This window comes from Pseudoxanthomonas sp. CCNWLW251 (genome assembly GCF_037402255.1).
In the GTDB taxonomy this organism is placed as follows: domain Bacteria; phylum Pseudomonadota; class Gammaproteobacteria; order Xanthomonadales; family Xanthomonadaceae; genus Pseudoxanthomonas_A.
Genome location: NZ_JBBEGA010000003.1, coordinates 247,724 through 270,780, shown reverse-complemented (window position 1 = coordinate 270,780; position 23,057 = coordinate 247,724). Strand labels below are relative to the sequence as shown.

Here is a 23,057-nt window from a genome sequence, read left to right as displayed (position 1 = left end):
TCGCCGGCGCCGAGGCGGGGCAGGCGGGGCAGGTGGGCGTGCTCGGTGTTCAAGCGGTGTCGGTGGGCGTCACGGGTGCAGGCGCATAGGGTAGGCGAAGTTGCCATCGGCTGCCGCGCCCGCCGCTGCTGGATTCCAGCCCGCCGCCAAGCGTCGCGGCCAGGGCCTGCAGCAGCGGCAGTTCGGTGCATGCCGCGTCGACATCGGCATCCAGGGTGACGGCGAGTCCGCCCTCGGCATCGGCGTCGCCGGTCAGCTTCAGCGCCAGCCGGCCTCCCGCACCCGCCACCGCACGCATGGCGACCTGCGCGATCCGGAACGCCACCAGCGCCGTGTCGGCCGCAGGCATGTTCGGCAACGGAGCGAATGTCACCGCGGTGCCGGGAAACACGCGTTCGTGCTCGGCGCGCAATGCGGCGTCCAGCCCGATCGCTTCCAGCTGGGGCGGGTGCAGCGTGGCATGCAGGTCGCGCAGGATCGCGACGGTCTCGTCGCAGGTGCGGATGATGTCCTGCAGGTCTTCCTGCTGCTGTGCCGGATCATCCTCGGACTGCACCAGGTGCGCGCCCATCTTGATCGCCGACAGTGCCTGCCCGATCTGGTTGTGCAGGGCGCGCCCCACCTGGAGGCGTTCGGCTTCCTGCAGCCGGAACAACTGCAGCAAGAACGGGGAGGGAAGCGGCGGGTTCGACATCGTCAGCAGCGGTGCGATCAGCCTGCAGTATGCCAGTGGCGATCCGCAGCCGGGCGGGCCGCCGTCCGGAACGCGACGGGGCGACCAGATCCTGGTCGCCCCGTCGGGATTCAGTGGTGTGCGGACGCTGTCGCGGTCAGAACAGTTCCACCGTGCCGGCGCCCATGTTCTGCTGTGCGACCGGCTTGTGCGGCGGGCGTTCCCACTCGGTGCGCTGGTCGCGCAGGCGGTTGCCGATCAGACGCAGTGCGCTGAGCAGTTCGTTGTCGGTCGCGCCGCCGGAGCGATGCAGAAGTTCCTGCAGGGCGAGGGCTTCCTTGTTGATCGCGGTCAGGCGGTCAAGGTGGGTGTTCGCACTGCCCAGCGACTGGGTGGCGATGTCCTCGAACTGCAGCGAGCGGACGGCATCGGCCACGCTGGCGTCGATGGCATGGCCGCACATCGAGACTTCGCGCATGCCATCGCCCAGCGAGGCGTTGATCGCGGCCACCTGGTTCAGCATGCCGGCGGCTTCCGAACGTGCCTCACGGGAGCGGTCCAGGTCGCGCGAGGCCATGTTGGAGACCGTGTCGCGCACCTTGGCGATGGATTCCTTGGAGCTGTGCGCCAGCTTGCGGATCTGTTCGTTGAACGCGGTGGAGCGCTCGGACAGGTTGCGCACTTCGTCGGCCACCACCGCGAAACCGCGACCGGCTTCACCGGCACGGGCGGCTTCGATGGCGGCGTTCAGTGCCAGCAGGTTGGTCTGGTCGGCGATGGACTTCACGTCTTCCAGCAGCGAGAAGATGCCGTCCAGGTGCTGCGCCATGTCGTCGATGTGGTGCACGGTGGTGCCGCTCTGGCCGGCGACCTGCTCCAGCGCCTCCACCAGCTGTTCCATGCGCTGGCTGGCGTTCTGAGCGAAGCGCGCCACGTCCACGCCGGCACGGTCTCCCTCGCCATTGCGGTCGATGATGCGGGAGATCGCGGCACTCTGTTCGCGCGACTTGCGGTTCATCGCATCGAAGCTGCCGCCGAGGTTGCTGACGGCCTCGCGGATCAGTTCGCGGGCGCGGTCGATCTCGCTGCGCGAGCCTTCGATCTCGTTGTTGACGAAGCGGCGCAGCTCGGTGAGCAGCGCATCCTGTTCGCGGATGACGGTGGCGTGCTCGGGCGACACCACGTGGCTGTTGACGGCCGTCAGCCAGGCGAAGATCAGCCAGGCCAGCGTCAGCGAAGTCAGCAGGGCCCACTGCAGCGCGTTCGGCCAGTCGAAGGCGACCGACAGCGGGAACAGCAGGGTGAGGATGAGGGGTGCCGCAAGACGAACCAGGATGCGCGAGTACATGGGTGCTCTCTGATGAAGCTCACTGTTGAGTATCGGCCGTAGGCATCGGCTCTTTAGGCGGGAAATCGGGTGGTTTTTCGATCCCCCGCGATCTGTGACGGGCGTTGCGACCTTCTGCAGGAGCGACGTGAGTCGCGACCGCTGCAGGGAGGGGCCATTGGCATTGACGGAGTGGGATGCTCGCCCGCCACAGCCCCTTGCCTGTATCGCGAGCCAGGGCAGCGTCGGCCGTGCGGTTGCGACTTACGTCGCTTCTACAACGGCGCCAGCGCCTCAGGCGATCGCTGCCGCCAGGTCCAGCAGGCGCTGCGCGATGCGTTCCAGCGGCAGGGCTTCCTTGGCGGCGCCCAGGCGCATGGCGGCGCCGGGCATGCCCCAGACCACGCTGGTGGCTTCGTCCTGCACCAGGGTCGGCGCGCCGGCCTGGCTCATTTCCAGTAGGCCGCGGGCACCGTCGTCGCCCATGCCGGTGAGGATGGCGCCCACCGCGTTGCCGCCCGCGCTCTGCGCGACCGAGCGGAACAGCACGTCGACCGCCGGCTTGTGCCGGTTCACCGGCGGGCCGTCGTCGATCCGGCAGCGCCAGCGCGCACCGTCGCGGATGACCCGCATGTGCTGGCCGCCAGGCGGCAGGTAGGCGTGACCGGGCAGGATGGCTTCGCCATCGCTGGCTTCGCGTACGGCCATGGCCGAATGACGGTCCAGTCGTTCCGCGAAGGCGCGGCTGAAACCGGCCGGGATGTGCTGGGTCAGCACGATGGCCGGCGCGTCGGCGGGCATCTGTTCCAGCACCACGCGCAGGGCTTCGGTGCCACCGGCGGAGGCGCCGATGGCGATCAGGCGGTCGGTGGTGCGGAAGCGCAGGGCCGGAGGGGATGGCAGCGCGGTGTCCAGGCCCACGCGGGGCGCGCCGGTGCGAGCCAGCGGGCGGACACGCGCCTTCGCGGCGGCCTTCACCTTGGCGATGATCTCGTCGGCATACGCCTGCAATCCACTGGCGACATCGAGTTTGGGCTTGGACACGAAATCCACCGCACCCAGCGCCAGCGCCTGCAGCGTGGTGTCGGCGCCACGCTCGGTCAGCGAGGAGATCATCACCACCGGCATCGGCCGCAGGCGCATGACGTTTTCCAGGAACGCCAACCCGTCCATGCGCGGCATTTCCACGTCCAGCGTCATCACGTCGGGATTCAGGCGCTTGATCTTGTCGCGGGCCAGCAGCGGATCGGCGGCGGAACCGACGACTTCGATGCCCGGATCGCGCGAGAGGATCTCGGTCAGCATCTGCCGCACGACCGCCGAGTCATCGACGATCAGCACCTTGCAGGAGGAAGGACTACTCATCAGAACAGCTCCACGCCTCCGGTGACCGGCGCCCTCGACAGGCGGGCGCGGGCGGCGGATTCGGCGGCCAGGACCTCGGCATCATGGGCATGCGGCAGGCGCTGCACGACCACGCGGCCGGTGTTGGGGAAATACCAGACCTTGCGCGGATGGATGCCGCGCAGGTCTTCGGCGACCACGGGAATGCGTTCGGCATCCAGGTACTTGCGGACGAACTCGGCATTGCGCGTGCCGACCGGGTTGCTGGTGAAGCCTTTCAGCACGTTGGCACCGCCGAAGACCTTGGCCTCCAGCCGGTTACGCGCGGCACCCCGCTTGAGCAGGTCGTTGATCAGCAGTTCCATCGCGAAGCTGCCGTAGCGCGCGGGCGCACCGTCGCCCACGTTGCCGTCCGGCAGCAGGAAGTGGTTCATGCCGCCCAGCTTCAGCAGCGGGTCGCGGATGCAGGCGGCCACGCACGAGCCCAGCACGGTGACCAGCGCGGTGTCGTTGTCCACCACCAGGTACTGCGTGGGCAGCAGCTTGGCCGCTTCGGTCTTGAAGCGGGCGTCGTGGTAGCGCATCACGCTGCCGTCGGCGAACGAGGCGGCGGCTGAACTCATGCGCCGGTCCCGGCGCGGCGGTACAGCGTGCGACCGCAGGGCTGGATGATGTCGGCAGCGTGCAGGTAGTTTTCCGAGTGCCCGGTGTACAGCATGCCGTCTTCGGCCAGGTGCGGCACCAGGCGCGCCAGGATGCCGCGCTGGGTGGGCTTGTCGAAATAGATCATCACGTTGCGGCAGAACACCGCGGTGAACGGGCCGGCCACGTCGTAGCGCGCGGTCAGCAGGTTGAGCGGGCGGAACGCGATCAGCTGGCGCAGGGCCGGATGCACGCGGCACTTGCCTTCGTTGGGGCCGCTGCCGCGCTGGAAATAGCGCCGCTTCAGGGTGTCGTCCAGGCCGGCGATGCGCTCGACCGGATAGACGCCGCGTTCGCCGGTGGCCAGCACCTGCGTGTCCACGTCCGTGGCCAGGATGCTTACCGGCGGGGTCAGCGTGCCGTAGGCCTCGCAGGCGGTGATGGCGATGGAGTAGGGCTCTTCGCCGGTGGACGCGGCACATGACCAGATCTTCAGCGGGCCGTCGTTCCGGCGCTTCGCCAGTTCTTCCTGCAGCCGCTCGAAGTGGTGCGGCTCGCGGAAGAACGAGGTGAGGTTCGTGGTCAGTGCGTTGGTGAACGCCTGCCACTCATCGCCACCGTCCCGTTCCAGCTGGTCGAGGTAATCCTTGAAGCTGCGCAGGCCCAGCGCGCGCAGTCTGCGCGACAGGCGGCCATAGACCATGTCGCGCTTGCCGTCGGCCAGGGCGATGCCGGCGCGCTGGCGGATCAGGTCGACCACGCGACGGAAGTCGCGGTCGTCGAACTCGAAATCGCGTGCTGCCGATCCTGCCGCGCCGTCGTCGGCGGGAAGCGGCGCAGGGGTCCGTCGTGTCGTGGCAGCCGGGGCAGGGGAGCGGGTACTGACGGACATCGGATTCTCGACGGGACGGATGAGGCTAGGGGCGTGGCGGGACCCTTTCCCTGCCGCAGGGACAGGGAAAGGGAGCTGTTGCCGGGATGCGATGCAAACCGCGTGCCTCAGAATTCCTGCCAGTCGTCGCCATCGGCCAGGGCGGGCTCCAGCATCGACGGCGTGGCGGCGCGCGGCGCAGGCCTGGACGGAACCGGGGCTGCTGCCTTGGCCGGCTTGGCGACCGCGGCGGTCGGGGCGGCGTGGGCATGCAGCTTGAACACCGACACCGACTCGCTCAGCGCCTGTGCCTGCTCTTCCATCGAACGGGCGGCGGCAGAGGCTTCTTCCACCAGCGCGGCGTTCTGCTGGGTGGTTTCGTCCATCTGGGTGATGGTCTGGTTGACCTGTTCGATGCCGGCGCTCTGTTCCTGCGAGGCGGCGGAGATCTCGGCCATGATGTCGGTCACGCGCTGCACGCTGGCGACGATCTCGCCCATCGTCGCGCCCGCCTGGTTCACCAGCTTGGAGCCATCGGCCACCTTGTCCACCGAGGTCTCGATCAGGCCCTTGATCTCCTTGGCGGCATTGGCGCTGCGCTGGGCCAGCGTCCGGACTTCCGAAGCGACCACCGCGAAGCCACGACCCTGCTCACCGGCACGGGCGGCTTCCACGGCCGCGTTCAAGGCCAGGATGTTGGTCTGGAAGGCGATGCCATCGATGACCGAGATGATGTCGGCGATCTTCTTCGACGACTGTTCGATGTCGCGCATCGTGGTGACGACCTTGCCGACCACTTCACCGCCCTGCGAGGCGACACCTGCGGCGCCGATGGCCAACTGGTTGGCCTGGCGGGCGGACTCGGCATTCTGGCGCACGGTGGAGGTCAGTTCCTCCATCGAGGCGGCGGTCTCTTCCAGGTTGGCGGCCTGCTGCTCGGTACGGCGCGAGAGGTCGCTGTTGCCGGACGCGATTTCGCCGGCAGCGGTGTTGATGCTGGTGGACGCGCCCTGGATGCGGCCGACGATGTCGGTCAACTGGGCGACGGTGGCGTCCGCGTCATCGCGCATGGTGGCGAAGACGCCGTGGAAGTCGCCTTCCATCCGTGCGGTCAGGTCGCCGCGTGCGATGGCCTGCAGCAGTTCGGAGACCTCGGCCAGGTTGCCGTCGGTGGTTTCCATCAGCTGGTTCAGGCCGTCGATCATGTCGCGGAAGTCGTACTGGTACTTGTCCACGTCGCCGCGCTGGCTGAAATCGCCGGAGGAAGCGGACATCGCCAGGCGCTTGATCTCGCCGTTGATCGCCGACAGGTTGGCCTTGGTGGCGTCCATCGTCTCGGTGAGGTTGGCCTTCTCGCCCGGCAGCTTGGGCATGTCCAGGCTCAGGTCGCCGATCGAGTAGCGCTGCATGATCTTCAGTGCGTCGCCGATGGCCTGCAGGTGCGAGGCGACCAGAGCGTTGGTGTCGCGCACCATGCGGCCGTACTCGCCCGGGAACGCACTGTCGTCCATGCGATAGCTGATCTGGCCCTCGTCGTGGCGCGCGGCCATTTCGCTCTGGGCGGAAATCACCGACTGCACCTGCGTCTGCATGCGCTGCATGGCGGACAGCAGCTGGCCCACTTCGTCCTGGCGGCTGGTATCGATCTTGCCGTCCAGCTTGCCGGCGGACACGTCATTGGCCACGCGGACGGCTTCGCCGACGGCGCCGGCGATGGCGCGGGCGAAGAACCAGGCCAGGGCCAGGCCGCCCACGATGCCCACCAGCAACATGATGACCATCAGCGTGCTGGAGGCAGTGAAGGTGCTGTCGGCGCTGACGCTGGCCGTCTTGGCCTGCTGGTCGACCACGTTGACCAACGTGTTCAGTGCCGCGACCGCCTTCCGGTGCTGGTCGCGCGTGGTGCCGATGAAAGTATCCACGGCATCGTCCGGCAGGCCGAGGTCCAGCATCTCCTGCACTTCGGCATACGACTGCTTGGCTGCCTTCCACTCCTTGACGAAGGTGTCGTAGGCCTTCTTTTCGTCCGGGCTGATGATCAGCTTGGCGTAGTCCTTGATGGACTGCTCGATCTTCTTGTCGGTCTGGGCGGCCAGCGTCTTGGCTTCCGCCTTGACGGCGTCGCTGGCGCGCACATGCTGCCGGTAGGAGGTCGTGCGGTATTCGCCGATCAGGTTCTGCAGGTCGCCCGCGGCCTTCACGCTGGGCAGGACGTTGCCGGTCACCTCGGTGGTGGCGCCGTTCAACGAGTTCAGGCCGACGAAAGCGGCGATGCCCTGTACCAGCATCAGCGCCAGCACGGCGCCGAAGGCGAGCATCATCTTCGTCGTCAGTTTGAGGTTCTTGATCCGCTGCATGGGATTCTTTTTCCTTTACCGGTGGCGTGCCGCGCCGCTCTCAGGTGCGACCAGGGCGGGCAGGGCGTGGCGCCCTGCCGTTGGAACGGATCAGCGGATCGTCGCGAGCTTCAGGTTGGCCGGCGAACTGACCACGATTTCGGCGCGCGAGTTGTCGCGCTCGATGGCGCCGATCACGCAGACGTCCTTGCCTTCCAGTTCTTCCGGGGCGGGTTTGAACTTGGCGCGGGCATCGCCCGGGATGCGTGCGGTGAAGGTATGGCGCGGGAAGTTGCCGCCCATGTACAGGAAGGTCGGCGTGCCTTCGGAATTCTCGGCGAAGCGGGCCTTGCCCACCTTGCCGCACACCGTGCCGTTCTTGCCCGCGAAGCGTGCGGCCATGTCGGCGGGGATCGCGTTGTCGACCTGCGACTGGCTGCTGGCCGGCGTCGCGGGCATCAGCAGGGCGGCGCCGACGACGGCGATGGACAGGGTCAGGGCGGATGCGATTTTCATTCCAGTAACTCCGGATGGACAGAGGAGGGGTAACGACTCACTGCCTGAGATCGGCCCGCCTTGGCCAAACTTGAGGCGAAGGCGTGGTGCGGGATCGTCCGTGCGCGCGACTGGGCGCTGGGTCACACTTTCCGGGTGATTGGGGCGAACACCGGTCGCGCGGCACTGCACTTAGCCGGGTGCGCCGGCTTCGGTTTCGACTTCGCGGGCTGCGGTGTAACCCTGTGTTTCCAGCCACTGTTCCAGCGGGCCGGGCGGCAGCGGTGGCGAGAACAGATACCCCTGCAGCACGGGAAAGCGCTGCTCGGTCAGGAAGCGGTGCTGCGATTCGGTCTCCACGCCCTCGGCGACCACCTTCATGCCCAGGCTTTCGCCGATGCGCAGCACCGAGGAGGTCAGCGTGCGCGCAATCGCGCTGGTGTCGATGTCGCGCACGAAGCTCTGGTCCAGCTTGAGTTCGCTGATGGGCAGGCGGTGCAGGTGGCTGAGGCTGGAGTAGCCGGTGCCGAAGTCGTCCAGCGACAGCCGCACGCCCAGCACGTAGATGGCCTCGATGTTCTCGAGCACGTCCGGGTCCGGGTCCAGCATGACGCTCTCGGTTATTTCCAGCGTCAGGTCGCCCGGCTCCAGGCCATGCTCGTCCAGCAGGTCCGAGATCTGCAGGGACAGCTCCGGATCGCGGAAATTGATCGCGGAGACGTTCACCGACACGCGCGGGATGTCGATGCCGCGCTGCCGCCAGTCGGCCATCTGCGCACACGCCTGGCGCAGCACCCACAGGCTGAGATCGGCGATCAGTCCGCATTCTTCGGCCACCGGCACGAAGCGCGCGGGCGGAATCACGCCGAGCTCCGCGTGGTGCCAGCGCAACAGCGCTTCCACGCCATACAGCTGCCTGCCGTCGCAGCCGCCGACCTGGGGCTGGTACTGCAGCTTCAGCTGGTCCAGCCGCAGCGCCTCGCGCAGCGCGGTCTCCAGCGAAACACGCTCCTGCGCCAGCCGGTTCATGTCGACGCTGAAGAAGCGGAAGCTGCCGCCGCCATCGGTTTTCGCGCGGTACATCGCCATGTCGGCATGACGCACCAGCAGGTCGATGTCGCGGCCGTCGTCCGGGAACATCGCCACGCCGATGCTGGCACTGGGGTGCAGGGTCATCAGGCCGGCGGCGGTCGGCGCCGCGATGGCCCCCAGCAGGCGCTCGGCCACGCTGCCGGCATGCTCGGTGCTGCACATCGGCAGCACCGCGACGAATTCGTCGCCGGCCTGGCGTCCGACGATGTTGATGCCGCCGAGTTCCTCGCTCAGGCGCGCGGCGACATCGCGCAGCAGGCCGTCGCCGGCCGCGTGCCCCTGCGCGTCGTTCACGCGCTTGAAGCGGTCCAGGTCGATGAAGAGCACCGCGGCGGTGCCGTTCACCTGGGCGACGTTGGCCAGCGCCTGTTCGGCCTTGGCGCTGAACATGATGCGGTTGGGCAGGCCGGTCAGGGTGTCGTAGAACGCCAGCTGGTGCACGCGTTCGTTGGTCTGCTCGCGCTCCAGGGTCAGCGAGCACAGGTGCAGGCAGGTATCGGCCAGGCGTTCGTGCAGCTCGTCGGGGCCCCGGTTCTCGCGGTAGTAGAACGACAGCGTGCCCAGCACGCGGCCGCTGCTCGACTTGATCGGATGGGTCCAGCAGGCGCGCAGCCCGAGCGGCGAGGTGAGGTGGCGGGTGTTGGCGCACAGCGGATCGCTGGCGATGTCCTTCACCAGCACCGCGCGGCCCCGCCAGGCGGCGGCACCGCATACGCCGGCACGCGGGCCGATCGCCATGCCGTCGATCTTGCGTGCCCAGGCTTCGGGCAGGCTGGGCGAGGCGAGGGCGTGCATCAGCCCCTCGTTGTCCACGGTGATGATGGAGACCGTCAGTTCCGGCGCGATGTGCTCCACCTCGCGACAGATCAGCGTCATCACGTCGGCCACGCTCCATTCGTGCACCAGCGCATCCAGCACCTTGTTGTGCAGCACCTGGTGCATCTTGGTCTGGGTGATGTCGCTCAGCACGCTGACCAGGCCCAGCAGTGTCCCGTCCTCGTCGTGCACGGGGTTGATCGCGGCCGACAGCCACAGCGGGCGGCCCGACTTGGTGTACAGCAGTACTTCCGTCTGCAGGCCTTCGCCGGCCTTCATCGCCTGGCTGATGCGATCGTCCAGGGTGGCGTCGGTATGCGCGCCGGACAGCAGCTGCGAGGGCTTGATCCCGCGCAGCTCTTCAAGCCGATAACCCAGCATGCGGGTGAAGCCGCTGTTGACGTAGACCACTTCGCGGTCCGGCGCGCTCACGAAGATCGCGTTGTCGCTCTTGTCCACCACGATCGACAACTGGCGCAGGCGCTCGAGCTGGCGCTTCTGGTCGCTGGTGTCGCGCACGAAGGCGGTGTGGAAGACCTGCGTGCCCAGTTGCACCTTCGACATGGAGACCGAACAGGCGACCTCGCTGCCGTCGGGCCGATGCAGCACGGCATCCCGATGGCTGCCGAGCAGTTGCGCCAGCGCGGCGTCGGCGGTGTTGTCCGCCTGGGGGCTGGACAGCAACCGGGTGAACGGCATGCCATGCACATCTTCGCGCAGGCAGCCCCAGAGGGCTTCCGCCGCCGGATTGAACAGCACCACCCGGTGGCGCCCGTCGATGACGAACGCGGCGTCGACGGACTGTTCCAGCACGTGCCAGAGGCTCTCCGTCGGGAGATCCGTGGACGCCTGTGTGTCGCGCACCGATGTCAGCGAAGTCAGCGTGCGGCGAAGCATGCGGTGTCCTCGCGGCGCACTTGCGTGCAGCGGCTGGCGTCGTCGGTGGCGGAGGGTGCGACGGTCATCGGGTGCCAGGGAAGAGGGCCTTCTGGTGACATATCGGCCGGAGTCCGGGTTACTTGAAGGCGGTCACGGAACAGGGCGCGCGCCGGGCGTGCCCGGCGGCTCAGAACTCCTGCCAGTCCCCGTCGGCGAGTGCCGGCTCGGGCTTGCGGGCGACCGGCTTGCGGGCCACGGCCTTGGGCGTCGCCACCGGCCGCGATGCCGCGGCAGCCATAGGGGCCTGGCGCGCCGGGGCACGGGAGGCGGCCTGCAGCTTGAACACCGACACGCTCCGGGTCAGCGCACCGGCCTGTTCTTCCATGGAGCGCGCAGCGGCTGTGGCTTCCTCCACCAGTGCGGCGTTCTGCTGGGTGGTTTCGTCCATCTGGGTGATGGTCTGGTTGACCTGTTCGATGCCGGCCGACTGTTCCTGCGAGGCGGCCGAGATCTCGGCCATGATGTCGGTCACGCGCTGCACGCTGGCGACGATCTCGCCCATGGTCGCGCCGGCCTGGTGCACCAGCGCCGAACCATCGGCGACCTTGTCCACCGACGTTTCGATGAGGCCCTTGATCTCCTTGGCGGCATTGGCGCTGCGCTGGGCCAGCGTCCGGACTTCCGAAGCGACCACCGCGAAGCCGCGACCCTGCTCACCGGCACGGGCGGCTTCCACCGCCGCGTTCAAGGCCAGGATGTTGGTCTGGAAGGCGATGCCGTCGATGACGGAGATGATCTCGGCGATCCTCTTCGACGACTGTTCGATGTCGGTCATGGTGCTGACGACCTTGCTGACCACCTCACCGCCCTGGGAGGCGACACCGGCCGCACCGATCGCCAACTGGTTGGCCTGGCGGGCGGACTCGGCGTTCTGGCGCACGGTGGAGGTCAGTTCCTCCATCGAGGCGGCGGTCTCTTCCAGGTTGGCGGCCTGCTGCTCGGTACGGCGCGACAGGTCGCTGTTGCCGGACGCGATTTCGCCGGCAGCGGTGTTGATGCTGGTGGAAGCGTCCTGGATGCGGCCGACGATGTCGGTCAGCTGGGCGACGGTGGCATTGGCATCGTCGCGCATGGTGGCGAAGACACCGTGGAAGTCGCCTTCCATCCGTGCGGTCAGGTCGCCATCGGCGATCGCACGCAGCAGCGCGGACAACTGGGCCAGGTTGCGGTCGCTGATCGCCATCATCGCGTTCAGACCCTGCACCATCTGGCGGAAGTCGTGCTGGAAGCGCGCCTCGTCGCCGCGGGCGCTGAAATCGCCCGCCGCAGCGGCCTGCGCCAGGCGCTTGATCTCGGCATTGATGGCCAGCAGGCTCTGCTTGGCGGCGTCCATCGCTTCATGCAGGAACGCACGCGTGCCTGGCAGGCGGCGCGCATCCTGGCTCAGGTCGCCGTTGGCGTAGCGCTCGAGGATGCCGATGGCATCGCGGAAGGCGTCCAGGTGCTCGAACATCATGGTGTTGATGCCACCTGCCAGCTCGCCGTACACGCCGGGGAAATCCTCGGGCATGCGATGGCTGATGTCGTCGGCTTCGTGCAGGCGGATCATCACGTGCGTTTCCTGCGAGAAGCGTTCCAGCATGTGCACCATTTCGTCGGTGGCCTTGAGCATCTGGCCGACTTCGTCGCGGCCGTGGTGGCCGGTGCGCACACTCAGGTCGCCGCGCGAGACGCCGCGGATCGCGGACAGGGCGCGCGCCACCGGTTCCAGCACCGACTGCCCGATCACCCAGCCGATCGCCATGCTCAGCAGCACCAGCAGGCCGCCGGCGATGGTCATGATGAAGGTGAACTGCAGCGCCTGCGCCTGGGTATCGTCGATGTAGACGCCGGTGCCGATCACCCAGCCCCACGGCTGGTACAGCGCGGCGTAGGAGGTCTTCGGCACGGGGTCTTCCTCGCCCGCCTTGGCCCAGCTGTAGTCGACATGGCCACCGCCTGCGCGCGCCACGCGGACGAACTCGGGGAAGATGCGCTTGCCATCCGGGCTCAGCACGTCGTCCAGCGGCTTGCCGATCAGATCGGGACGGGTGGGGTGCATCAGCATGATGGGCGCTTCGTCGGTGACGAAGAAGTAGTCCACGCCCTTGTTCGCCTGCATCGAGGCGAGCGTGGCCAGCGCGCTTTCCTTCGCCTGGGCTTCATCCAGGGTGCCGGCCTGCACCTGCTTCGCATATCCCTCGATCACGCCCAGCGCCATCTCGGTCTGCGCCTTCAGGCCGGCCTGCCGCGTTCCGGTGAGATCCAGGTACTGCATGCGCGCCGCCACCACGGCCAGTGCGATGGTGCCGATGGCGACCAGCGCGGTCTGGATGAGGAACTTGCGCTTCAGCGGCAGGTTGGAGAGCAGGGCGGCGATCTTGGCATTGAACGTCATGGCGGGGTCTCTGGCGACAGGCCGGGTGGCCTGGGCATGCGGATTGCGGGGGCGGATTGCCCTCACCGTTGATAGCGGCCCGGGTCGGCGGAATTTCAGTGGTTTTTCGCGCCCCTACGACGAAAGGCGGGGATTCCGGATGCCGGCGGCCGCGCAAACGCAAGGGACCGCACGCCTTGCGGCCTGCGGTCCCCGGGGATGCACGCGTTGCGTACCGCGAGTGCGATGCGTCAGGCGGCGGCCTGTTCCGGCAGCGGCTGGCCCAGGTCGGCGCTGTCGATGAGCGTCTCGATGTCCAGCAGGATCAACATGCGTTCATCGACGGTGCCGATGCCGGAGATGAAGCGGGTATCGACGCTGGCGCCGAATTCAGGCGTGGGGCGGATCTGCTCGGCGCTGAGCGCGATCACGTCCGACACGCTGTCCACCACGATGCCGACCACGCGGTCCTCCACGTTCAGCACGATCATCACGGTGAAGGCGTCGTAGCGTGCATCCTTCAGGCGCAGCTTCAGGCGCAGGTCGATCACCGGCACGATGGTGCCGCGCAGGTTGATGACGCCCTTGATGTAGTCCGGGGCATCGGGCAGGCGGGTCACGGAATCGTAGCCGCGGATTTCCTGGACCTTCAGGATGTCCACGCCGTAGTGCTCGTCCCCCAGGGTGAAGCTGAGGAACTCGTCCGCGCTCGCCGCGGCCTGGGTCTTCTTGTCGCTCATTCGTCGGGCTCCTGTTGCAGCCGGTGAAGGTGTCGGGGGTCCCGGGACGGAACCGGTCATGGCCTAGATCGGCCCCGGGACGGGTTTCTTTAGGGGTTCAGTACGGATGCGGTTCGGCAACGCCCCGCGGCGCGGTGCCGGCCGCGATGCGGGTCACGCGTTCGTGCACCAGCCGCGCGACACGGCCATGGCCGTCCAGGCGGAAGGTGGACACGGCCTCGGCCAGTGCCTGCGCCTGTTCTTCCATGCTGCGGGCAGCGGCGGTGGCTTCCTCCACCAGTGCGGCGTTCTGCTGGGTGGTTTCGTCCATCTGGGTGATGGTCTGGTTGACCTGTTCGATGCCTGCCGACTGTTCCTGCGAGGCGGCCGAGATCTCGGCCATGATGTCGGTCACGCGCTGCACCGAGGCCACGATCTCGCCCATCGTCGCGCCTGCCTGGTGCACCAGCGCCGAACCCTCGGCGACCTTGTCCACCGACGTTTCGATCAGACCCTTGATCTCCTTGGCCGCATTGGCGCTGCGCTGGGCAAGGGTGCGCACTTCGGAAGCGACCACCGCGAAGCCACGACCCTGCTCACCGGCACGAGCGGCTTCCACCGCCGCGTTCAAGGCCAGGATGTTGGTCTGGAAGGCGATGCCGTCGATGACGGAGATGATCTCGGCGATCTTCTTCGACGACTGTTCGATGTCGGTCATCGTGGTGACCACGCGACCGACCACCTCACCGCCCTGCGAGGCGACCCCGGCGGCACCGATGGCCAACTGGTTGGCCTGGCGGGCCGACTCGGCATTCTGGCGCACGGTGGAGGTCAGTTCCTCCATCGAGGCGGCGGTCTCTTCCAGGTTGGCGGCCTGCTGCTCGGTACGGCGCGAGAGGTCGCTGTTGCCGGACGCGATTTCGCCGGCAGCGGTGTTGATGCTGGTGGACGCGTCCTGGATGCGGCCGACGATGTCGGTCAGCTGGGCGACGGTGGCATTGGCATCGTCGCGCATGCTGGCGAACACGCCGTGGAAGTCGCCTTCCATCCGCGCGGTCAGGTCGCCCTTGGACAGCGACTGCAGCACGCCGGAGACCGAGTCCACGCTGCCCGCGATGGCGACCAGCAGGCCGTTCAACTGTTGCGACAGCGCCAGCAGGAAGCCCTGCTTGCCCGACTCGGAGATGCGCCCGCTCAGGTCGCCCTGTGCCGCCGCCTGCACGATGCGCGTCACTTCCTGTTCCACCATCACTTCGGCAGTACGGTCGGCCCACTCGACCACGTAGCCGATGCGCTGGCCTTCGCCGTCGGTCACGGGGTTGATGATCAGCTGCATGATGCGGCCGCCCACGCTGATCTGCGCGCGATGCGTGCCCTGCAGCTGGGCCAGCATGCGCGACTGGTGCTCGGGCTTCTTGTGGAAGATGTCGATGCTGCTGCCGATGACCGTACGCACATCGAAGGCGGGCAGGTCGCGGCGAAGATCCTGTTCCACGTCGCCCAGCATCTTCATCAATGGCCGGTTGGCATAGACGATGGTGCGGTCGGCGTCGGCGATCATGACGTTGGTGGTCACATCCTCCAGTGCGGTACGGATGCGCAGGCTCTCCTTCGCCACCACGGCGTCGCGCTCGATGCGCTCGCGCAGGTTGCCCTGCATGCTGCGCATGGCCTTCATCAGGGTGCCGATCTCGTCGTCGCGACCGACATCGATCTGGCTGTCCAGCTTGCCGCTTGCGATATCGTCGGCCACGCGCACGGCGCCGGCCAGCGGCACACCGACCTGGCGACGCAGCAGCCAGAACACGGCGCCGCACAGCAATACAGCACCCAGCGCGCCCACTGCGACCACCGTCCACAGCACGGCACGCGCTTCGCGCATCAGCACCGCACGCGGCACCACCACGCCCAGTGCGAAGCGCTCTTGCGCGGCGCCGATCTGCAGCGGCACGTAGGCTTCCATCACCGTTTCACCCGCGGCATCGGTCGCCTCGCGGAACACCGGCTTGCCGGCGGCCACCTGCTTGATGACGTCGGCAGCGTGGGCACCTGCATATGGCTTGCCGACCGAGGCGGCATCCTTGTCCGCGATGACCACGCCGGCCGGCGTGAGCAGGCGCACGAAGCCGGCATCCATCGGCGTGAGCTTCGCGATGCGCTCCTGCAGCGATTGCAGCGCGAAGTCCACGGTCATCACGCCGAGGTAGTCGCCATCCTGGAGGATCGGCGTGGACAGCGTGGTCATCAGCACGTCCTTGCCGGCGATCTTGTAGACGTACGGCTCGGCGACCACCGGACGCTTGAGTTCGCGCGGACGACGGTACCAGTCGCCGGCACCGGGGACTTCGTAGTCGCGCAGGGCTTCCAGCAGCGGGGCGCCGTTGCTCCATGCCCAGTAGCTCATGAAGCGGCCGGTGTCGTCGTGGCCTTCGGCGCCGATGTGGTCCGCATCCTTACCGTCGAAGGCATCGGGTTCCCACAGCGTGCCGACGCCGACCCATTCCGGGTGCGCTTCCAGCTGGCGCTTGAAGATGGCGCTGGCGGCACTGCGGCTGATGCCGTCGTCCCCGCGCTGGGCAAGCAATGCATGCGCGAGCGCATCGTTGCCGTCGAAGGCGCGGGTGAGTTCGCCCGAGATGCGCTGTGCCTCCTGGTTCGCCAGCCCTTCCATCGTGGTCCGCGCACTGGCCAGCAGGGACTGGCTGCTGCGCAAGTAGCTGGCCGCGGCGGCAACGCCGAAGGCGAGCAGGGCCACCAAGGCGGTGCCGTACATCACGCGTGTGGCGATGCTGCGGGAGGAGGATCGGGAAGGAGTGGATGACATGCTGGCCTCTTGCGGACTGGACGGTACGGCTTGGCGATGCCTGCGAGTGCAAGCACGACCTTGGATGGCCGTGACGCCGGTATGCAGGACCGTTACAGGGAGGTATCGGCGCGTGCGCGGGGAGGTTGAGCGGGTGTCGGCCAGAACCGACGAAAGGCGTCCGGAAGGCGGACGCAGATCACGCAGCGCCGCGTTCGCGGGCGCTGCGCTGGCGTTCGAGGCGGAAGATGTAGCGCTGGATCAGCGCATCGCCCCCGCGCGGCAGATCGGTGAACTGGCAGCCGGCACGCCAGCTTTCGGAGCCGTTCTGGTTGAGCTGGCGATGCAGGCTCTTGACCATCAGGCGGATGCACAGCGGGCCGCTGTCGGGCAGGTGCAGGAGGCTGCCGGGGAATTCCTTGTAGGGGCGGAGCGTCGGCTCTTCGGCCTGCACGGCCAGCGCGATGCCGCCGCCGCTGATGTCCAGCACGCGATAGTTGCGGTAGGTGGTCTCGCCGTCCGGGTGACGCTCGGCGACGGCGCACTCCATGGGCTGCGTCACCGGCACCTGCAGGCGGTAGAACTCGCGACGCTGCAGGCGCAGGATGCTGTCCGGCAGCGGCGCGAGGAAGGCGACCTGGCCCTCCTTCTGCACGCGCTGCAGGTCATGGAGCTTGAACTGCACGTGGATACGGTCGAGCCGGGAGACGCAGGTGACGTGGCTTGCTTCCTCGATGCTGCGATTGATGGTCTCCGATGCGCTGCCATCGATCAGGACGCCGTCTTCGTCCTCCAGTACTTCGATGATGGAGGTGGGAAAGGTGTGGTTGCGCGGCATTGCGCAGCCACTGACGAGCGCGCGCCTGGCGATCAGCGACTGCAGGATCTGCCGGATCTCGTATTCGCCATGCACCAGGTACTTTTCTTCTTCGTCGTACCTGACGGGATCGGCCAGAGGGGCGTCGCTGGGCTCGGTCATGCGGGCGTCGGAAAGCATCTGGGCAGGGAGGGCGTCACAGGCTGTATCGGCGGGCGTTGCAGCATCTTTAGGGTGCCGCAGGCTGTGTGGAGAGTGCCGGACCGGGACCTCGGGTGGGTGAGGCTATGGATCAAGACGGATGCTGATTGTGAGAGGGCCGGCGGGACGTAAATGTACTTACCCGACTTGCCGTCTTCCCGGTTATGCGGGGACCGTGTAGCGTTCTGGCTTGTTCACGAGGCGGCCATCCGCCGCACCTTTTGCAAGGCAGCTGAAGAGGGGATAGGGATGTTCAGAGGGTTTTCGATCATCGCGGCGATCGCGATGCTGGCCGTAGTGGCTGACGTTCGTGCACAGGCGGTTGTGATTGACGACCCCACGGGAGGGATTGCGCCGGAGGCAGTCTACTGCCCGAGTGCTGGCGGCGCATGCAGGGCATCCTGGGCGGAAGCCGAAGCAGCGCTCCGTGCGGCCACGCCCGATGTTGGACATCTGCTCACTCTCTCAAATGAGGATCAGGTCTCTTCGACAAATATGTACAAGTTCTTTCGAGTCCCGGATCAGCCTGTGGAGTCCATTGGCGTTCCTCTTTTCGGGACTGTCGAATCCGTAGTAGGGGAGAACGGTCATTGTCCAGGTTCGATAGCCACGGACAATCGAAAAAATGCTTGGGGAGGCTACTACTGTTACTCCGAGCAGGAGATGATCGCTGGATTCATTGCGGAATGGACCGCAAGAACAAGCTGCGGCTGGAACCGTTGCACATATCATTCATTTGAAGTGGTGGGCGACTATGCAGTCCCTTACGATTCGGTTGGTGGTGGGGCATCCCGAACAGGCTGGATGTATTGGAATACTGTCGGTAACAAGCAGATAAATTTCAAGCAGACCAACTTGAGCTATCCCGGTACGACGGATAGAAGTACTAGCATTTACAGGCTGCAACCCTTTACTTGTCCTCCAGGAACTAACTCGTTTAGTACGGAAGATCGATCCGTTTACCCGCGACTCTGCAGAAGCACGATAAGACCTCACATAGAGATCAGAAAGGTTAGGCAATTTCAGTCGTGTCCAGTAAATGGAAACCCTTGTCATCCATCATCGGGAGACAAGTCGCGGGCCGAAGTCGACTTCATCTTTGCAGGGCGCCCTTTCACGCGTCACTATCATTCGCTACGCGAATTCCGGCCTGACTCCTCGCGACTCGGCATAGGGTGGTCGCATTCTTTCTCCATGAAGCTGGTTGCCCCTGGGGCGAACAGCACAGGGCTCTATTTGGGTAGCGGCTACCGGGCGCCACTGCAATATGTCACCAGTACTCGGTTCATTGCGCCAACGCTGGGCGACGCGCTCTTGGAGAAGCTCGCGGACAATTCATGGCGGATGACCGAAGCCAATGGCGATGAAAGCAGTTTCACGGCTGCGGGCGTCCGGACCCGTATCCGCAATAGCCGAGATCCATCGCGCGACCTGACATTTGTAGCCAACACCAGCAATCGGGTCGAACGCCTCATCGACAGTTCCGGTCGAGAGCTAATTCTTAACCACAACCAGTCTGGCTTTCTGACCAGCGTCACGCTGCCGGACGGCAAGGTCATTGCTTACGGTTATGACGACAAACAGAACTTGACTTCTGTCGATTACGGTGACGGTCAGATCAAGCGGTATCACTACGGCGAGACGAGTCTGGCCACCAATGGCGATCAGGGCTTGTTGACGGGAATTACCAGTGAAGATGGCAGGCGTTACGGAAGCTTTGGCTACGACATATATGGCCGCGTGGTGCTCAGCACCCTGTTCTCGGCAGACGGTCAGCCAGTCGAGACAACGCGCATCCACTACACCGCAGCGAATCAGGCGCAAGTGACCACGGATGGCGGTGAGGTTCGAACGTACACCTACACCGCCGGCAACCATCGCAGCCCATTGTCGATAGCTGACACCAGCGGAACGCAATCAGGAACCTACGACAGTTATGGCCGCGCGCTCACACAGATAGACCGGCGCGGGACGCAGTCTCGCTACGCCTACACCAATGGCCGGCTGACCTCGACGATCTCCGCCTTTGGGGCGCCGGAAAAGCAGACGAGAGAAGTCGGCTGGCACGCGACGCTCAATGTTCCAACGCAGCAGCGAACGCTGAATGCCGCTGGTCAGGTGGTGGCCCAGAGGGACCTGACTTATAGCGCCAGCGGACAACTGCTAACCACGACCTCCGCCGACCCGTCTACGCTGGCCGCGCGCACCACCACGCGTGCCTACTGCGAGCAGGCTGACGTGGATGTTGGGGTGTGCCCGTGTGTCGGCCTGCTGAAGTCGATCGATGGTCCACGCACGGACGTGTCCGACACGAACGCATACGCCTACTACGGCACCGCAGGTGGGGCCTGTGGCGGCACGCTGTCCGGTTGCGGCTATCGCCCGGGTGATCTATGGAAGGTCACCGATGCCCTCGGCCGAGTCACCGAAGTGCTGGCATACGACGCAGCCGGGCGTCCGCTAGCGGTCAAGGACACGAACGGCGTGGTGACCGAGACGCTCTACTACCCGCGCGGCTGGGTGGCCACGATGACGGTCAAGGGCGCGACGAGTGCGGATGACCGCATCACCTCGTACGAGTACTGGCCCACCGGGCTGGTGAAGAAGATCACCGATCCTGATGGCGTCTACACGACGTACGAATACGACGATGCCAAGCGCCTGACGGCGGTCGCCGACAGTGCAGGTAATCGCATCGAGTACACGCTGGATGGCGCGGGCAATCGAATCGGTGAGAGCACCAAGGGCGCGGGCGGTGTGCTCAAGCGAACACTGTCGCGGGTCTACAACACGCTGGGGCAGCTGGCCACGCAGGCCGACGCGCAGTCGAGCCCGACTGACTTCACCTACGATGCAGGCGGAAACGCCAAGACCGTGACCGACGCGCTGGGGCATGTGACCAGCAACGACTACGATCCCCTGAACCGGCTCAAGCGCACGTTGCAGGATGTGGGCGGGATCGAAGCCGAAACCAAGTTCGAGTACGACGCCAACGACAACCTGACCAAAGTCACCGACCCAAAGGGGTTGGACACCACCTACAGCTACAACGGCTTTGGCGATCTGGTGCAGTTGAGCAGCCCGGACACGGGCATCACCACCTACACCTACGACAGTGCCGGAAACCGCGCCAGCCAGACCGAAGCCCGCGGCATCACGACGACCTACCAGTACGACGCGCTGAACCGGCTGACGCAGGTCGGCTATCCCACCGCCAGCCTCAATGTCGCCTACACCTACGATGTCACCCAGCCGGCCTGCCAGGCAGGCGAGACGTTCTCGGTGGGGCGGCTGACGCTGATGGTGGACGGCAGTGGCTCAACCCAGTATTGCCACGACCGCTTCGGCCAACTGGTCCGCAAGGTGCAGACCACGGATGGCGTGGCGCTGACGCTGCAGTACGCCTACACCAAGAGTGGACAACTGCAGGCGATGACCTATCCGGACGGCACGGTGGCGGACTATGTCCGCAACGCGCAAGGCCAGATCACCAGTGTAGGCGTCACCCGGCCGGGACTGGCGCGGGAAATCCTGCTGCACCAGGCTACGTACCACCCCTTCGGCCCCATCGCAGGCTGGGTGTACGGCAACGGTCGTGTCATGCAGCGCGACGTTGACCTAGACTACCGTCCAACATCGATCCAGGGAGGAACGGGCGGTCTGGATCTGACCTATGGCTATGACGTGGTCGGCAATCTGGTCGACATCGATAGCGGCAGCTCACCACCGATGGAGTACCGCTATGACGCGTTGGGTCGCCTGACGGAGGCGCTCGATGGCCCGGCCCAGGCAGTCCTGGACAAGTACGAGTACGACAAGACGGGTAACCGGATCAGCTACACGGACGCGTTCGGTACGAAGGCCTATGCGTATCCGGCCAACAGTCATCGGTTGGATTCGGTGGCAGGCGAGAATCGCGCCTACGACGCCGTCGGCAACACGCTGTCCATCGGTGCGGCACGCGAGTTCGAGTACAACGATGCGGGCCGGATGAGTCGGGTGCGCAACGGTGGCGTGGTGGCCATGGAGTATGCGTACAACGGGCGAGGGGAGCAGGTCCGAAAGCACCTTGGAGCAGTAAGCGCCTACACGCTCTACGATGACTCAGGGCGGTGGCTTGGTGACTATGGAACTTCTGGCGCGGTGTCGCAGCAGACTGTCTGGATGGACGACATGCCGGTAGGCGTCCTGGATGATGGGCAGCTGTACTACATCCAGCCCGATCATCTGGGGACGCCGCGCACGGTCGTTGATCCGGCGCGTAACGTCGCTGTCTGGACGTGGGACTCGAAGAGCGAAGTCTTTGGCAATACACCGCCGGAACAGGACGGCGATGGAGATGGGGTTCCGTTGGTGTTGAACATGCGGTTTCCGGGGCAGCGGTTCGATGCGGCCTCAGGTCTCAACTACAATTATCGCCGCGACTATGACGCTAGTATGGGGCGTTACTCGCAAAGTGATCCGATAGGGCTCAGTGGCGGTGTATCAACTTTCAACTATGTCTACGGGGCTCCACTATCCTTCTATGATCCCTATGGGCTGGCTGCTTGTCGCATTGTTTCGAAGCAAGAATGGTTGGGTTCAGCGTACGAGCGTAGTCGAATGGTGGGTGACTCCAAGAGGATATTCCCTATATGCACGACGACGCCGGGCTATCCATGGAGCCCCGGACCAATAGATTACGTTCCAGATCCAATTGAAATGTCTAGGCGCAAGTTTCCTTTTGGTCTTCCAATGCCAACTAACATTTACTGCGGCTGGATATGGCGTGATCGTATGCGTCTTGAGCGTGTTCAGCGTTGGCGGCAACATCGTTTCGAAGTGTGCATTGATGACTGTGGAGTGAAAACATCGCGCCATCTCTCAGGAAGCTCGGTGGACGGTGAGGATGTTGAACTTATTAAGTATTTCAACAGCTATTGGCGGGATGATCAGATGTCTAAGGTGGGATCTTACTGATGGAAAAGTGTGCAGAGAAATTTGTTTTGTTGGTTGTTTCCGCCCTTATGCTCGGTTGCAGTCCTGAGTCAAATAGAAGTCTGGATCCTGTTGTCATCGCGGATGAGTTTGCCAAGTCTCCCACAAGCGCTTCGGTCGACTATCGTAAGAAGTGGGACGGCAATCAATTGACGGAGCTGGATCGGACAACGTTGGCTGGCGAACTACTTAGGGCAGATTCTCCGCGGGGCGCAGAGTATCTAGCTCAGATTCGAGCTTCGGCCCGTTCGGATGATCCGGAAATTGCTGCCGCAGCGGCGAACTCGCTGCGGAACGCTAACGACGATGAGAGTCTTGACATGCTAGAGGAGTTGTCAGCATCGCATAAGCCGCAAGTAGCACGAGCGGCGGCGCACTCATTTGGCTATAAGCGTCAGGAGATCGTGGGTGGCGAATTAACTGGCCCTGACGCTACACGCGTTGAGCTTCGCCTCGGCCGCATTTGCTCCCGATCGCCATTGGTGGGTTATGTAAGGGAGCTGGTGTGCGATTAGCGCGTAGGATGGGTTGAGCGAAGCGATACCCATCATCGTGATGAAGGCGCCACATGCTCGATGGGTATCGCCTACGGCTCAACCCATCCTACAGAGTGAATCTTCACGGGTTTCCTTGCTTCGCATGAAAGTAC

General features: G+C 65.4%; 14 protein-coding genes. 2 read left to right on the top strand and 12 right to left on the bottom strand.

The features are described 5' to 3' along the window. Positions 1-49 precede the first annotated feature (49 nt). The 12 genes from WBN46_RS14285 to WBN46_RS14230 form a co-directional block, all read right to left on the bottom strand. A complete protein-coding gene (locus WBN46_RS14285; RefSeq protein WP_337732130.1) occupies positions 50-694 on the bottom strand; it encodes a histidine kinase in 645 nt (214 codons plus the stop codon). 136 nt (positions 695-830) lie between these two features. Beyond that, positions 831-2,021 (bottom strand): methyl-accepting chemotaxis protein, encoded by a 1,191-nt coding sequence (locus WBN46_RS14280; protein ID WP_192202685.1) that lies wholly within the window; start codon positions 2,019-2,021, stop codon positions 831-833. 273 nt (positions 2,022-2,294) lie between these two features. Further along, a complete protein-coding gene (locus WBN46_RS14275) occupies positions 2,295-3,365 on the bottom strand; it encodes a chemotaxis response regulator protein-glutamate methylesterase (RefSeq protein WP_337732129.1) in 1,071 nt (356 codons plus the stop codon). Continuing rightward, positions 3,365-3,967 carry a chemoreceptor glutamine deamidase CheD gene (gene cheD / locus WBN46_RS14270; protein WP_192202683.1) on the bottom strand — a complete coding sequence of 201 codons (603 nt, stop codon included), beginning with the start codon at positions 3,965-3,967 and terminating at the stop codon, positions 3,365-3,367. The genes WBN46_RS14275 and cheD overlap by 1 nt, the downstream gene beginning before the upstream one ends. Next, the gene (locus WBN46_RS14265) at positions 3,964-4,878 is read right to left on the bottom strand and encodes a CheR family methyltransferase (protein WP_337732128.1); all 915 of its coding nucleotides are present in this window, start codon (positions 4,876-4,878) and stop codon (positions 3,964-3,966) included. Before WBN46_RS14265 ends, cheD begins: the two co-directional genes overlap by 4 nt. A gap of 107 nt (positions 4,879-4,985) precedes the next feature. Continuing rightward, positions 4,986-7,214, bottom strand: a complete 2,229-nt coding sequence (locus tag WBN46_RS14260; protein WP_337732127.1) for a methyl-accepting chemotaxis protein — start codon at positions 7,212-7,214, stop codon at positions 4,986-4,988. A 90-nt stretch (positions 7,215-7,304) separates the two neighbouring features. Next, positions 7,305-7,709: a hypothetical protein gene (locus WBN46_RS14255; RefSeq protein ID WP_337732126.1), complete on the bottom strand. Its 405-nt coding sequence runs from the start codon at positions 7,707-7,709 to the stop codon at positions 7,305-7,307. A gap of 171 nt (positions 7,710-7,880) precedes the next feature. After that, positions 7,881-10,493, bottom strand: a complete 2,613-nt coding sequence (locus tag WBN46_RS14250; RefSeq protein ID WP_337732125.1) for an EAL domain-containing protein — start codon at positions 10,491-10,493, stop codon at positions 7,881-7,883. A 169-nt stretch (positions 10,494-10,662) separates the two neighbouring features. Further along, complete coding sequence (locus WBN46_RS14245) at positions 10,663-12,912, bottom strand: methyl-accepting chemotaxis protein (RefSeq protein ID WP_337732124.1); 2,250 nt, start codon at positions 12,910-12,912, stop codon at positions 10,663-10,665. A 230-nt stretch (positions 12,913-13,142) separates the two neighbouring features. Next, positions 13,143-13,631, bottom strand: coding sequence for a chemotaxis protein CheW (locus tag WBN46_RS14240; protein WP_192202677.1), 489 nt, complete (start codon positions 13,629-13,631; stop codon positions 13,143-13,145). 97 nt (positions 13,632-13,728) lie between these two features. Continuing rightward, positions 13,729-16,434 carry a methyl-accepting chemotaxis protein gene (locus WBN46_RS14235; protein ID WP_337732123.1) on the bottom strand — a complete coding sequence of 902 codons (2,706 nt, stop codon included), beginning with the start codon at positions 16,432-16,434 and terminating at the stop codon, positions 13,729-13,731. A gap of 178 nt (positions 16,435-16,612) precedes the next feature. Then, entirely contained in the window at positions 16,613-17,392 is a 780-nt protein-coding gene (locus tag WBN46_RS14230) for a flagellar brake protein (protein WP_337732122.1), read from the bottom strand. Positions 17,393-17,563: 171 nt separating this feature from the next. On the opposite strand from WBN46_RS14230, the gene WBN46_RS14225 reads away from it, so the two are divergent. Together WBN46_RS14225 and WBN46_RS14220 are read left to right on the top strand one after the other, a co-directional pair. Then, positions 17,564-22,390: an RHS repeat-associated core domain-containing protein gene (locus WBN46_RS14225; protein WP_337732121.1), complete on the top strand. Its 4,827-nt coding sequence runs from the start codon at positions 17,564-17,566 to the stop codon at positions 22,388-22,390. Beyond that, positions 22,390-22,923, top strand: a complete 534-nt coding sequence (locus tag WBN46_RS14220) for a hypothetical protein (protein ID WP_337732120.1) — start codon at positions 22,390-22,392, stop codon at positions 22,921-22,923. The genes WBN46_RS14225 and WBN46_RS14220 overlap by 1 nt, the downstream gene beginning before the upstream one ends. Positions 22,924-23,057 lie beyond the last annotated feature (134 nt).